This window comes from Vagococcus fessus (assembly GCF_003987565.1).
Lineage (GTDB): Bacteria > Bacillota > Bacilli > Lactobacillales > Vagococcaceae > Vagococcus_D > Vagococcus_D fessus.
The window spans coordinates 32,503-46,805 of sequence record NZ_NGJY01000004.1 but is presented as its reverse complement, the minus strand read 5'-3'; the positions used below and the strand labels follow the sequence as shown (position 1 = coordinate 46,805).

Below are 14,303 nucleotides of genomic sequence, written 5' to 3'. Positions count from 1 at the left end.
CTAAAAAGAAGCCTTACTTATTTTTACAAATAAGAAGGCTTCTTTTTAATTGAACTATTTTTTTACTTCTGTTGGTTCACAATCAGGAAAATGAATCGTAAACACTGTTCCTTTCCCTTTTACACTTTCAACATCAATCGTTCCTTTATGAAGCTTAATTAATTGGTGAACAATAGCTAATCCTAAGCCAGATTCCCCATATTTGGTATTTTTACGAGACGGGTCTACTTTGTAATAACGTTCCCAAATGTTTTTAACCTCATCCTCTGACATCCCGATACCTGTATCTTTAACTTCAACACTCGTCACACCATCAGAACGCGAAAGGGTTAAATCTATACAGCCATCTTGTGTAAATTGAATAGCATTCGTCACAATATTAACTAAAACTTGAACAAATCTATCATAATCAGCCATAACCGGAACAGGTTCAGTCGTATTCATTCTCAACTCATTTCCAGAAGCTTCTGCTTTCGAGCTTAATTGTTCAATGATTTGTTCTACTGCTTCCGTCGCATTGAATTTTTGGATGACCATACTAATTTGATTGGAGCGTATTTTTTCATAATCAAGATTTTCATTAACTAAACGAATTAACCTTGTCGTTTCGTTACGCATTAACTGAATACATTTTTCTTCTTGATTTTTAGGAATTGCTTGATAGGCTATCCCTTCCAATAAGCCATTTATAGTTGTTAAAGGTGTCCGCATCTCATGTGCTGCATCTGCCATAAACTGCCTACGTCGGTCTTCTTGGCGTTCAATTTCTTCATTCGATTCCTTAAGAGCATTAGCCATTCGATTAAAATCGACCGCTAACTCATCTAATTCGTCCTTACCATTAGCGACAAGATGAATATCAAAATTTCCTTCGGCAATTTGTCTCGCGGCTTTTTTCATTCTATTAATCCGATTTACTTGGAATTTCGCAAATATATAACTAAAAATCAACGCAATGACACTAGATATTAAAAAGCCTTTAAATAGATTCTCAATCAAATCTTCCATACTTTTTTCAATATATTTTATGGGTTGAAGAATTGCTATCGCCCCGTAAAATTTCGTTTCTTGTCTATTGGTTACATATAAAGGTTTTAAAACTACTGCCGCTTCTTCATCTTGATTACCAAATGGCGCTTTAATCGTTTCTCTTACAGGTTCGCCGCTCCCTTTTTTCAACGCATCCCAGCTTTCTTCGCTAATGAAAGCCGGCTTAGACCCTTGTACACTAAATGGGTATTCGATATTTTCCTCACTATTAATGGCCATAAATAATATTTGTTGATTCTTCAAAGCTCGTTCAGTCAACTGAATATTAGAAAGTAAGTTTTCAGGTTTTTTCATGCTGTTGTATTGAATAGCATCAGCATAGCCTTCCATCTGATCATAAGTTGTATTAAGCATCGTTTCTCGTGTGAACTGAGTAAACGACACACCTACTATAACCAAAATTGTCAAAATAACTACCCAAAATGCTAACATCTGTTGAAAAAGATATTTCATTAAGCTTTGACTCCTGAATCATCAAATTTGTATCCTACACCCCAAACTGTCTGAATCACTTGTGGCCCTACTTTTTCAATCTTTTGTCTCAATTTCTTGATATGTGCGTCCACTGTTCTTTCATCACCAAAATATTGGTAATCCCAAACCATCTCTAATAGTTGCTCACGCGAGAAAACTTGTCTCGGTTTATTAGCTAAGGTATATAGTAAATCGAATTCTTTTGGTGTTAGTCCTGTGATTAAAGCACCATCTAGGTAAACTTCTCTTGTTTTTGTATTCATTTTAAAGCGTTTAGTTTCCACTTCAAATGCTTGTTTCGTTGGTTCAGTTTCTGATCCTGGCTCTTTAAGTTCAGCGCGTCGATGCAGCGCTTTGAGTCTAGCAATCAGAGTTAATGGACTAAACGGTTTAGTCACATAATCATCTGCCCCCATCTCTAATCCAATAACTTGATCACTTTCAGAATCTCTCGCTGTCAACATTATAATCGGGACTGTACTTGATACTTTACGAATCTCACGACACACTGATACACCATCCATCGTCGGTAAATTCAAATCAAGCGTAATCATGTCCCATTTGTCTGGGGCCTCTAAGAACGCATCTAGACCTTCTTTCCCATCATCTTTAAACGTTGCATCCCATTCCTCATTTAAAAAAAACATCTGCATCATTTCTGATACGGATTCATTATCTTCAATCATTAAAATTTTCATGTTATCGTCTCCTTTACCAAACATTCTTCTCTTAATTATACTATAAAATGATACTATAAACTGTTTCTAACTATGATTTCTTATATCCTTCAACAAATTCATATATTCTTCATACTGTCGAAATAGTCTTTAATAGTAAAGACGCTTTCTTTCTGTTATCCTTAATCTATTATATTTAGTAAGGAGATTTTTATATGACACTAACAGCTATTAAAGGTTTAGCATTTTTTGATTTAGATGGCACACTTCTTGATAAACATTCAAAAATAACACCAGAAGTGGCTCAGGCTATGACTCAACTTAAAGAAAATAATATTATCCCCATTATTGCGACTGGTCGAACTAATTTAGAAATTAAAGAAATTAGCGCCGCTGCTGGGATTGATTCTTTCATTACGATGAATGGACAATATGTTTTATTCGAAGGAAAAGAAGTCGTTAACACGATTATCCCGAAAGAAACATGCCGTCGTTTAGCGGAAAAAACAGCTGAATTAAATCAAGAAATCGGTTTCTATACACCAGATGCTATTCGTGTATCTGGACATAGCGAAAATACTAAAAACTCATATGCTTTTATTCATTCTGACTTGCCAGAAATTGATGCCACTTATTACGAAAAACGCGATTTAAATATGTTACTTATCTTAGGTCAAACAGATGATGAGAAGTATCACGCTGAATTTGATGATCTAACATTTTATCGTAATGGTCCTTACTCGATCGATGTGGTTTCTAAAGGTGGATCAAAAGGAACGGGTATCAAAGCTCTTGTTAAAGAACTTGGCCTTGAGGGCGTTGCAACATACGGATTCGGTGACGGTCCTAATGATATCGATTTACTTAAAGCCTGTGACAATAAAATTGCTATGGGAAATGCGATCCCTGAATTAAAAGAATTAGCAACTTATGTCACTGCTAAAAATACTGAAGGTGGAATTGTCCAAGCCTTAAAACATTTCAATTTAATTTAATTTCACTACAGCTCCTGTTCTTTTTAGGAGCTGTTTCTTTTTTTTTATAAAGTCCTATGGTATACTACATATTGTACTTTAACACCGTACCCACTTTTTATTAAGGGGGCGTTACGGATTCGACAGGTATAGTTCGCGCTTGAATTGCGTTTCGTAGGTTACGTCTACGTTAAAACGTTAACAGTTAAATATAACTGCTAAAAACGAAAACACTTTCGCTTTAGCTGCCTAAAAACAGCGGGTGAAGATCCTTCCGGTATCGCCCATGTACCGGGTAAGGGTCTCAAATTAAGTGGGATACGCTAACCGTTTCCGTCTGCAATAGTTAGAAGAGATCATCAGACTAGCGAAGAAGTATGTTTGTTTTGTGTCAGATATCTTAGCGAAACCTCAAACATAAAACTATGGACGTAGATATTGAAGTGGCGATATGCTTGGACGCGGGTTCGACTCCCGCCGCCTCCATTATATGATACGAATATAATGGATTATTACCGAAAAGCCTTATTATATAAGGCTTTTTTATTTTGCCTTAACGAATAAAAACTAATGAAATAGAAACAAACCGTAGTCAATATCGTATTCAAAATAATATTTTTCCTACTATTATAATAAAATTGAAATGTTCCTACGTATCTACTTGTAAAGGAGTGATACAATGGAAACTAAAGAACAACTAGAAAAACGTCTGTATGACGAGCTGATGGAAAGTATTGAAAAACTAATATATCGTAGAGGTAATGTAGTCATTAATCGTGTATATCAAAAAGTCTATATCTACGATTCTGTTGCAGCTGCAGAAAATGCGAAGAATATGACTAAGTGGTCCCATTATTTCAGAAGATGTTTTGATGAAATGAATACAACTAGTTTAGTAACTAAGCAGCGTTACATTAAAAAGTAAGCATAAAAAATAAGCCTACCTCAAAATGAGATAGGCTTTTAATTTTATTTAAATGTTCCCCAGTAGCTTGAACGAACTCCTTTATCTACGTTTCCTGTTGCCATATAAGCGAATGTTCCATCTTCTCGAGGCTGTCTAATCCATACGAATTGATTAGCTACAATGAATTGATCGTATTTAACTTCTTGGTTTTTATCAAGCTGCATGATTACATTTTTTGATGTATCTGGTTTATTTCTAAGGTTAATGGTTTCAGAAAGTTTGAATGTTCCTTTTTCTTTAATCCATTTACCATTAGGTGCTGCAACTGGTGGTTTTGGTTTTTCTGGTTTATTAGGTTTGTTTGGCGGAACAACTTCATTTCCAGTTTTAATACCTACTTTAATATCATTAGATAATTTAGCTTTAGTAATTCCCCATCGTGCTAAATAAGCATACGGATCCTGATGGTCACCCCAAATGTTTTGCGTTACCCATAAATGAGTTTTAATACCTCGATTTGGATAGGCGCTATCAAGTGTTAATGGAATGTTATATTTTTTTGACATGTCACGAGCAAGCGTTACATAGACCTTATAATCTTTTTCAAAAGTTTTTTTATTATTAGTACGCGCTAATTCAATTTGAACTGGAGAGTTGTTATTCATATATGTCCCAGCGCCCCATTGAACATATCCATCTTCCCCTACCTGATAAACTTTACCGCCATCTCCAACAATAAATGAGGTGTATGCCCCATTATTGGACCATTCTCGTTTCATAAAAATAGCATTGTTGATTGCTGGAGAATTATCGACCCCAACCTCATGGAGAACAATGAAATTATTAACTGCTTTTTGACTAGAACCTTCATATGCCCCTAATTTGTAAGTAGTATCAATTTTATACGATGGCTCTGACGTTCTTATTGCATAACTATGCGCAGAATTGCCTGAACTCGCGTCTGATACCGTGCTAGTGACACTGATACCCATTAAAACTGCCATTAAAACAATTAAACGTGTTACTTTAAAATTTTTCATAAATAACCTCTTTTCTTTTTTTATAAAAAAAGAGCAACCAAATTAAATTGGCTACTCTCAATTACTAATTAACCTACTTTACTTTCTAAATCATCAATTCGATGATTGGCTGTTTTTTGTTTTTCTTCTAAAATATAAGTACGTTCAATCACGTTATTATGCTTCTCAACTTTCTTTTCTAATTGCTCGATACGATATCCTAAAAATTTCAAACCATACGTCACACCTCCAAACGTTCCTACTCCACTCCCTAATAATGTGATTAATGCCACTAACACTTCTGTCTTCATACGTCACCCTCTTCAAATTTTTATAAAATAAAAAAGCTTACTATTTAGTAGCTTCATCTTTTTGTTTATTTAATTGATTAGTATCTTCTAGCAAAAATGCTTCTGATTGAAACTTATTCATTTCAACTCTAATATCTTCTTTATTTTCAAGATATAAATCTTCATCGTAAACAATTCTGTTAACGCCATTCGTTACTTTTCTTGAACTATCTACCTCTATTGATAGTCCAATAACTAATACATCATCAACATAAATCTCTTTAAATTTTGTTACGATGTCTTTACTTTCAATTTTTAACATATTATTTTGATTCCTCGCTTTCTTTGCTTTCATTAGCTTCTGCTAACTGTCTATTCAGACTATTAACTAACAATTTAAGGTTAAGTATTTCAGAACCTTGCGAACTAATTAATTCATATAAATCCTCTTGCGTAATATTATTCTCCATTTAATACACTCCTTTTTATTATAAATACATGTCATACCAACCTTGCACATTACCTTGACCATCAAAACCAGTTGGGATAGCAACTTTACCTAAACCGCTTAGTTTGCTTATTAGTTTTGAAATATCGTTAAAATTGTAAGAATTTCCATTATTGATTATATATAGGTATTGAGAACCGAAAGCTATTCCGTTTTTACTGGTAGCAGCCATTAAAGCTGGGTATTTTGTTGAACCTATAACCACGCTAGTAAACTCTAAATTTTGATATGGTTTCCCTGCAGGTCTTATTTGATTCAAATGTAATAATCCTGGGATATGAACTCCTTTTTCACCCGTGAACTTACCTTTTGGATCAAGACTTAACATACCTGTGTAGGTAGAAGCGCTTGCGCTCTCGCTAAATCCCCAAGACACAAAATCACCTGTATAATCTAAGTCCATTACAAGTCCTTTGACTGACGAATTACCAGCTTTACTATTGACCCCTATATGTCCAATCGCTCGTGTTCCCGAATAAAACGATACACCTTTCGAGTTTATTTCACCGGCCAATGTTGAACCTGAATAGAAAGATAATTCGTTAGGCGATATTTTGATAGCATTTCCGATTGCATTAAACCCGACTTGGATTGCATTAGCTGCTAATTTATCAGTTGTAATAGACTTAGCTTGAATACGATTCGAATTAATGTAACCCGATGTAACTTGAGCGGCATCAAAATTAACTGTTTTAAGATGGTTAATATATGCAGTATTTATCGTTATTTTTTTGATAAAAGCGTCATTAATATTAACTTGTCCATCCAGCATAATTTTTTTACTTTGAATTAAAATTGTTTCTGGTGATAAATTAATTTGAGAGATAATATCTTTAGCATTAACTTTCAAATTGATATTGTCTTTTAATATATTGAGCGCTGCATAGTTTTCATCAATATCATCTTCAAGACCAGTTACACGCACGTCGAATAGATTTGCTAACTGTGTAACTTCTGATTTATCTGCTTTATTTTGTACGGTTTGTTGAATACCATTTACATTTTTTTCAACATTCGTTATCTTGATGTCTCCATCTTCCCACGCAGGTCGCCAATCTTGATGTTTATCTCCCTTTTCAAACTGAGGATGCCAAACTGTAATATTTGCTGAAGTTGCTGTTGGTTTAACTAAAAACTGCATAATTCCATTTTTTGTGGAATTTTTTACATTAAACTCTAAACGTTTAGTTTCGCCCCCTTTTATTATTAATTCAGCACCAATATTACAAGAAATCCTTACATTTGCTTGTCCATTGTTTTTAACAAAAATACTTGGAGAATAGCTAGTACCATCAGACATATATGAACTTCTCGAGTGAATCATCGCTTTAATTTCAGACGATCCGTCCCAGCACTGAATATTAAAAGCTTTATCCGTCCCCCATTCATCGACTTTTTGGTTTGGATAGACATTAACAACGGAACCTTGATAGCCAATCACATTTCCACTATCTAATTTCTCGGAGTTAATAAAATAGTTTCTACCACCAATTTTTTGATTTTCTATCTCAACTAAGCTCTCATTTATGCGACCAGCTTCTTTTTCAATCTGAGTTAATTTAGTCCCTTGTTCGTCAGTTTTTCCGATTGTTTCTTTTATTTTTTGAGCGTTCTGTTCGATAGCAGTCCAGTGTTTTGCTAGTGTTTTAGAATTATCTTCTAAAGCAGGATACCATTTTAAGGTATCATCATTTTTATAAACGGCTATCCAATCAACACAACACTCTATTTTATCATCAGGGTACAAGTATACTTTCAAAATATTTTTAAGTGATTTAACATCATTAATTTTACCTTTAAAACCATACAATCCGTCTGATATTTTAGATAGTTTTGTTAAATAAATACCACTAACATCTTCCCCATAAATGCGAGGTTCTTTTCCATCTGGAAGATTGCCTTTAAGAAGAAATTGGTATTCATCTTCTTTACTCCATGCTTCGACAGTTTCAAAAGTTTGAAATAAATAACTTGTACTACATTTTTCTACTAAACTATCACGAACTAAGTTTCGAGCAGGTAACTCTAAATTCTCAAAGTCTTTCTGTAAATCTATGACAGTTGAGCTTAACCCTTCGGTATTTTTCTCAATCTGAATTAACTTCTTACCATTTTCATCTGTCTGAGCAATTGTTTCTTTGATTGATGTTTCATTTTCTTCAATCCACTTACCGTTGCTAATGGACTGCTTATCTATTTCATCAATTTTTGAATTTTGAACACCTAATGTATTCTCAACATCTTCTAGTTTTCCGCCAACAAAGTCTGCTTCTTTAATAGCTTGTTCAGAATTATCTAAAGCATTTTTGATATCTTCTTTGTGCTGCTCTAATTCTTTTTCAATTACTGAATAATCGAAGCTAACTAATTCCCAAATTGTTCCGTTCCATTGGTAAATCTCATACTCGCCATTACCAATATCTTTAAACCACGTATCGCCAACTTTATTAGCTATTGGTTCATCAGGACCATAGAAATTTGTATTTTTTCCATTAGCCGATGTTAAAGCGTTATTCGAATTCTTTTCAGCTTCCTGAACTTTTCCGTCTAGATCCTTTAATTTGCTACCTAATGTTCTTGGAGCATCGCCTACGTTCAATTTAAGGTATCTATCAGATAAAACATCCCAAATGATTGATGTTACTTTATCCGTTATATCGATGCCCATTTCTTCAAATGAAATTAACACTTCATCACAAAGATTTATTTTTTCATCAAATACCTCATCTTGATGATCTAATGTTTGTTCTAAATCAACAAATTCTACTTCTAAGCTAACTTTAGGAATACCAATCGAATTATTTTTTATATATTTCGTGGCTAAACTTTTCAGTTTGTCAGAGGTTATTTTTTCATCTTCTTCAAATTCAGAAGTGAAGTCTATAGGTATAATTCGTGGATGCGAATACTTATCAACATGCTCGCTGTGTACGATATAACCATTAGTTGTAATAACCTTTTCTTCTTGATTATTTTGCTTGTCCTCTCTTTGAACAGCGAAAGGATATACAGATGTATACGTACTTGATATATAATCTTCTTGTTCAATATTAGTTAAGTTTCTTCCATACGAGATGCGATAACCTGTCTTGTTCCCTCTCGATTTCATCAATGAAATGTGGTAATTATCAAATCTAAACTCACCACCATACACGTCTAATAAAGAACCTTTAACACCACCTAGCGCTATTCTCGGGTTATCAACTTCTTTGATATTCCAAATTGTTTTCCCAGTAGTTTGTATATCGCTATCCACAATGAATGGGCTCTGTCCTATCAAGTTGTTATTCCATTGATTTATTGCCGTATTAGCTGAACCATTAATAATCACTTCTGGTTTCAAGCCTAATCTCTCGCTTAAATAACTACAGTGAACAGCGAAAATCTGTAGTGTGCCATCAAAGTTTTTAGTAATTTTTTCAATAGAAAAACGTTGAGCTTTTAATTCATGCCCAACGTCTACCTTAATTATTCTATCGTTTTTGATTTCTTTGAATAATATTCCTTCTTTTGCATATGTCATTTCCAATTCAAAACGACCATTTCTTTCTTCTAATACTTCACATTTAATAGCATCCGCTAATACTCCTAATCCCATGCTAAAAAAATCAGTTTCATTTGCTTCATATAGTATTGGATAACTCAAATCCTAGCCCCCAATCTCGTTGTTACTGTACATTTTGTTACATTACCCGTCCATGAAATTTTATTTTCACCTTTTTTTAACACTGGATAACTATTTGCATAAACTTTTTTAGAAACATTTTGACTCCCTTGTCTCGCTGTTTGACTTTGACAATCTAAAGCAATATGCTTATCAAGTGATTTTACAGTTATTTTTTGATTGTTTATTGTTAAGGTTACATCTCCTTGACCTTCAATTTCGATTAATGGCTTTGCATCTAAATTTTTAGTATTTTTTATAATTGTTCCACTTGTAATAATCTTAGGGTTTAACTCGCTTTTTAAATATTTAACCGGTTTAAATGTTAACTCTATCTCTAATTTTAAGAAATTCTTCTGTATTCTCTCTAAATTAAAACTATCGGAAATCAACACTTTGTAGGTATATAGTTCATCATCACTATAAAAAAAATCTGTCCAGCCATCTATTGATAACCAGTCAGATAATTTCTCGTGTATAGAATGATAACTTTCTTTATTACGATTTATAACGCCACACGTTAATTTTCTTTTTACGTTACTTAAAGACTTATTATTAACAGCTAATTCACCATCAAGCCCAGGTATTTTAATAAAATCAACTGTTGGTGAAGAACTTTCAAAACTAAATTCTTTAGGTAAAGCGACATTAAAATCACTCGATTTCTTGTCGTTTAAAATAAAATATCTCGACATCATTGTAATCTAGCACTCTCCTTTTTAATCGCCCACGCAATATCTTTCATCATTTGTTCTGTATCATACTTATCTTTTAATTCGATGTTAGCTCCATTCATAAATCCATTTAAATCATAATTATTAATAGTTGTACCATCTGTTTCTTTTTTGTTATTAGAGTAGTTTTGCCCCATCAAACTGAACGCTTTCGTTTGCTTAAACTTAGGCATATCCGATTTAAATCTTTCTATAGATGGCCACACCCTCGTCCCTTTTGGTAGGTTAGGAATTAGTGTGTCTCTATTAGGTGAAATCCCGATAAAACCAGTCGGCGTTAGGAAAGGCTCATTTTTTTTACCATCTCCTAAAATAGCAGGACCTCCACTGTGATTCGTAGTCCCGTTTTTGTAACCAGGTAATCTTGGGCCTATAAAATCCGCTGAATAATTTGTTTTAACATTTATATTTACATCCTTATCATTAACACTATTTAAAGCATTTTCTACATCATAAACTCCCGTCAAATCACCGACTGTTTCTAACCTTTTAGGATTAGGGTTAGTAGTATCATATATGCCTAATCTTTCTCTAGCATACTCGACATTATCTACAGCATTTGAATTATCTACGTTTAATAATTTGGTTTCTGGATGCGACATATCATATAAATTTAATTTACCTAATGCCGTATCAGTCTTGCTTACAGCATCGGAATTATCTATCAATAAATTTTTTAAATTAGGATTCATCGTATCGTACTGCTTTAAAGCAACCTGTATTTCCTCAATTTTCATTTTATCTGAACCGTCAATCAAAAGTTTTTTTAATTCGACTGGCATATTATTAAACTGTGCAATGGCACCTTCTGTTTCTGTTAACTCAATTAGCAAGCTAGTATTTTCTGCTTTGAGGATTTTTTTGTCTAGTTTTAAATCATTCCATTTACCACTTTCTGAAATAGCGTTAAATATCATTTCTTTTGCATTTGATGTTAAGTCTGCATTTTTTGTAATAAACTTAATCTGTTCCCATCCATCTTTAGACTTAATTAGATCTCCTAAAAACTCTGGAAGATTGGTCTTAATATCACCAGTTTTATCATCAAGAATTATATTATTCCATGATTCAGTAGCTTTTAAAGCTGATTCTCCCATATCATTAGATGACTTCGCTACGATGCTTGATGATTTTTCTACAGTATCAGAATAGCCCTTGACGTACTCTTTAGCTTTTTCGTAACTTATGCCTAGACTCTCTATTGATGCAATTATAAATTCATCTGATTTGCCTTGTTCTTGTTTAATCCTAATCAAGTTATTAACCATATTATCGGTAACTGTTTTGTGCATCGCTTCAAGTGCTTTAGATTGTTCTTTATACGCTTCTTCGCTTATCTTCCCTGATTCAAATAATTCTTTTAGCTTTTCGTTATGCTCTTTATAGCTAGTTAATTCTTGAGATAATGAATCATGTAGTTCTTGGCTTGCAACTTTTAATTGCTTTTCATTCATATCTTTAATATCACCATTTAAAGCAGCAAGAATTGTCTTTTTCTCTTCCGAACTCACATTCATAAGTTCGACTTCTTTTTCATTCATTTCCCTTTGGTATTGTAAAAGAATATTTTTTTGATCTTCAGATAATTTTCCTTGCTTAGCATTCTTAGACTCTGTTATCTTTAACACTTTATCAGATAATTCATTCGTTGATTTGATAATTTCATCATCATGTTTCTTTTTATTATCGATATCTTTTTTTAAGCCTTTTTGAATTTCATCCGGTAAATCTTTAATTTTATCTAAGCTTTCTTGATACCCTTTTTCTACACCTTCAGCCATTTCTTCACCCATACTTTTAAATGACTCTGAAATCTTTTTAGAAGAACCATCAACACCATTTGCTAAATCATCAATTGCTGTTTTTCCGTCATCTGTAAGTTTTTTTAGTTTAGTTAAAGTTTTATCAGTCGTTTCTCCGACATCTGTCCCCCATTTGCTAGTTCGTTTAGCACTTTCTACAGCACCTTTGCCCCAAAGCTCCCATGCTAATACTCCTGCTCCTAAAGCTAAGCCTGCACCTGCTACCCAAGGGTTAATCCCTAAAACAGCTTTTCCAAATTTAGCAATTCCACCAGTGGCTTTTTCTCCACCTTTAGCATAAACTCCGAATGAACTAGAACCTCCATCTAAAGCTTTACCAGCTATATCTACTGGTTTAGCCATACCTCCTATTATTTTAGAAAACTTACCAATAGTCCCTATTCCACCGCCTAAAATACTAATAAATTTACCCGATATACTACTTACAGGACCAACTGCACCTGCTAATAGCCCCATCTTTATTATCATTTGTTGCGTTTCCGGGCTTGCATTACTGAAGCTTTTAGCAATATCTGCACCAACTTTAATCATCGGTTCTGCTGCTTCTATGCCATCTTTCATCGCATCTACAAGAGGTCCACCAAATTCGATTGCTACATCTGATAATTGATTTTTTAACATAGATAACTTTGATTCTAGTGTTTCGTATCGTTGTTCTGCTTCATTAGCTAATGCTGAATTTTCATCCCACGCCTTACCAGATGAATCCAATGCCTCTCCTAGCAATTTACTATTACCTGCAAGACGTAAGAATGTATCGGATTCCCTAATCCCTTTTATTCCGACATCATCTAAAATATTATTCAAATTTTCTCCATTTTCACTAGCTTTACCTAGTCCTTCAACATACTTTTGTAAGGCTTTTGACGGGTCATCTTTAAATAAATTAGCGAACTCTTTCGAGCTAACGCCTGCTACTTTTGCGAAAGAAGCTGTTTTATCAGTCATCGATGCAACTTCTTTTTCAAATTTTTTAAAATCTTTATCATTCATTGATTTTCTAGCTTTTTCTAGGTCCTCATCAGCAGTTAAAAATACCGCTACAGCATTTTGCATTTTCTTTAGAGCTGTAGACATCGCTGTTCCTCCTGCTTCGGCTTCTATACCTACCGAAGACATTGCAGCAGCTAAGCCCATTACATCCGATTCAGATAATCCAATTTGTTTACCAACACCAGATAACCTTAGCCCCATTTGAACAACCTCTGATTCAGTAGTTGCGAAATTATTCCCTAATTCAACAACTGATGATCCTAACCTGTCTACTTTATCCATTGGCATATCCATAATGTTTGCAAATCTTGCAATAGCTACAGAACTTTCTTCTGCGCTCATGTTGGTCGCAACACCCATCTTAATCATTGTTTCAGAGAATGATAAGATATCAGGTGTTGATACACCCAACTGTCCAGCAGCTTCAGCTACATTAGCAATTTCAACAGCACTAGCGGGCATTTCTTTAGCCATGTTTCTTATGCCTGTAGATAGTTTTTCAAACTCTGCATCGCTTGCATTTACAGTTTTTCTAACTCCAGCAAACGCTGACTCATAATCACTTGCTGCTTTAATAGCGATACCTGCACCAGCAACGATTGGAGCGGTTACTCCCACTGACATTTTATTACCGAATGAAGTCATTCCATCTCCTGCTTTAGTTACCTTGTCACCTAAGTTCTGTAAACTATCTCCCATTTTAGTGAATTTAGACTCTTGAACCGCTATCTCTTTCCCTAAAGCATTGTATTTTCCTGTTATTTGCTCTAACTTTCCTGCAGAATCTAAATACGCTTTTTCTTTATTCATGAGCGTTTTTATTTCTTTTTCAGATGCATTATTAACATCGCCAATACTCTCTTTGTATCGTTCGTATTGATTCTTTAACTTATCTGTTAATTCACTTTGTACTTTCATAGCTTGTGCTGTTGTGTTGTATATTCCTTTCAGTCCATTGATGGATTTACCAGAATTCTTCACTGCCATTTCTTGGGCCCTTAATGAACTATTAATGCCTTTTGTTTGAGCTTGTAATACACGTGTGCTTTGTACAAATGGGTCAATATCAAGACTGACTGTAGCTGCTATATCACCTAATTTTCCTGACATTTTTTTCCTCCTTTCTGTTAAAATAATGCTAAGAAATCATCAGTAAGAGTATCTTCCTGTATCTCCTCTTCATCTAAACT

The 14,303-nt window shown here is 34.0% G+C and carries 11 protein-coding genes and 1 other RNA gene; 3 read left to right on the top strand and 9 right to left on the bottom strand.

What is annotated here, in order from left to right; translation table 11 throughout:
- Positions 1-54: 54 nt before the first annotated feature.
- Together CBF31_RS09405 and CBF31_RS09400 are read right to left on the bottom strand one after the other, a co-directional pair.
- Positions 55-1,503 (bottom strand): sensor histidine kinase, encoded by a 1,449-nt coding sequence (locus CBF31_RS09405; protein WP_126832399.1) that lies wholly within the window; start codon positions 1,501-1,503, stop codon positions 55-57.
- Positions 1,503-2,222, bottom strand: coding sequence for a response regulator transcription factor (locus CBF31_RS09400; protein ID WP_126832397.1), 720 nt, complete (start codon positions 2,220-2,222; stop codon positions 1,503-1,505). Before CBF31_RS09400 ends, CBF31_RS09405 begins: the two co-directional genes overlap by 1 nt.
- A 194-nt stretch (positions 2,223-2,416) precedes the next feature.
- Between CBF31_RS09400 and CBF31_RS09395 the strand changes: the two genes are divergently transcribed.
- The 3 genes from CBF31_RS09395 (at position 2,417) to CBF31_RS09385 (ending at position 4,100) form a co-directional block, all read left to right on the top strand.
- Entirely contained in the window at positions 2,417-3,196 is a 780-nt protein-coding gene (locus CBF31_RS09395) for a Cof-type HAD-IIB family hydrolase (protein ID WP_126832394.1), read from the top strand.
- A 104-nt stretch (positions 3,197-3,300) separates the two neighbouring features.
- Positions 3,301-3,664, top strand: a transfer-messenger RNA (tmRNA) gene (gene ssrA / locus CBF31_RS09390).
- A gap of 190 nt (positions 3,665-3,854) precedes the next feature.
- The gene (locus tag CBF31_RS09385) at positions 3,855-4,100 is read left to right on the top strand and encodes a hypothetical protein (protein WP_126832392.1); all 246 of its coding nucleotides are present in this window, start codon (positions 3,855-3,857) and stop codon (positions 4,098-4,100) included.
- A gap of 44 nt (positions 4,101-4,144) precedes the next feature.
- Here CBF31_RS09385 and CBF31_RS11085 read toward each other — a convergent pair whose 3' ends face one another.
- From CBF31_RS11085 to CBF31_RS09355, 7 genes are all read right to left on the bottom strand, one after another.
- On the bottom strand, positions 4,145-5,122 hold the full coding sequence (locus CBF31_RS11085; protein ID WP_170167935.1) for an N-acetylmuramoyl-L-alanine amidase: 978 nt from the start codon (positions 5,120-5,122) through the stop codon (positions 4,145-4,147).
- A gap of 68 nt (positions 5,123-5,190) precedes the next feature.
- Positions 5,191-5,412, bottom strand: coding sequence for a hypothetical protein (locus CBF31_RS09375; protein ID WP_126832390.1), 222 nt, complete (start codon positions 5,410-5,412; stop codon positions 5,191-5,193).
- Between the two features lie 40 nt (positions 5,413-5,452).
- Entirely contained in the window at positions 5,453-5,746 is a 294-nt protein-coding gene (locus CBF31_RS09370; protein ID WP_126832387.1) for a hypothetical protein, read from the bottom strand.
- The gene (locus CBF31_RS11080; RefSeq protein ID WP_170167934.1) at positions 5,715-5,861 is read right to left on the bottom strand and encodes a hypothetical protein; all 147 of its coding nucleotides are present in this window, start codon (positions 5,859-5,861) and stop codon (positions 5,715-5,717) included. Before CBF31_RS11080 ends, CBF31_RS09370 begins: the two co-directional genes overlap by 32 nt.
- An 18-nt stretch (positions 5,862-5,879) precedes the next feature.
- Positions 5,880-9,545 (bottom strand): phage tail spike protein, encoded by a 3,666-nt coding sequence (locus CBF31_RS09365; RefSeq protein WP_126832385.1) that lies wholly within the window; start codon positions 9,543-9,545, stop codon positions 5,880-5,882.
- Positions 9,542-10,261 carry a phage tail domain-containing protein gene (locus CBF31_RS09360; RefSeq protein ID WP_126832383.1) on the bottom strand — a complete coding sequence of 240 codons (720 nt, stop codon included), beginning with the start codon at positions 10,259-10,261 and terminating at the stop codon, positions 9,542-9,544. Before CBF31_RS09360 ends, CBF31_RS09365 begins: the two co-directional genes overlap by 4 nt.
- Entirely contained in the window at positions 10,258-14,223 is a 3,966-nt protein-coding gene (locus CBF31_RS09355) for a phage tail tape measure protein (RefSeq protein WP_126832381.1), read from the bottom strand. The genes CBF31_RS09360 and CBF31_RS09355 overlap by 4 nt, the downstream gene beginning before the upstream one ends.
- Between the last annotated feature and the right edge of the window lie 80 nt (positions 14,224-14,303).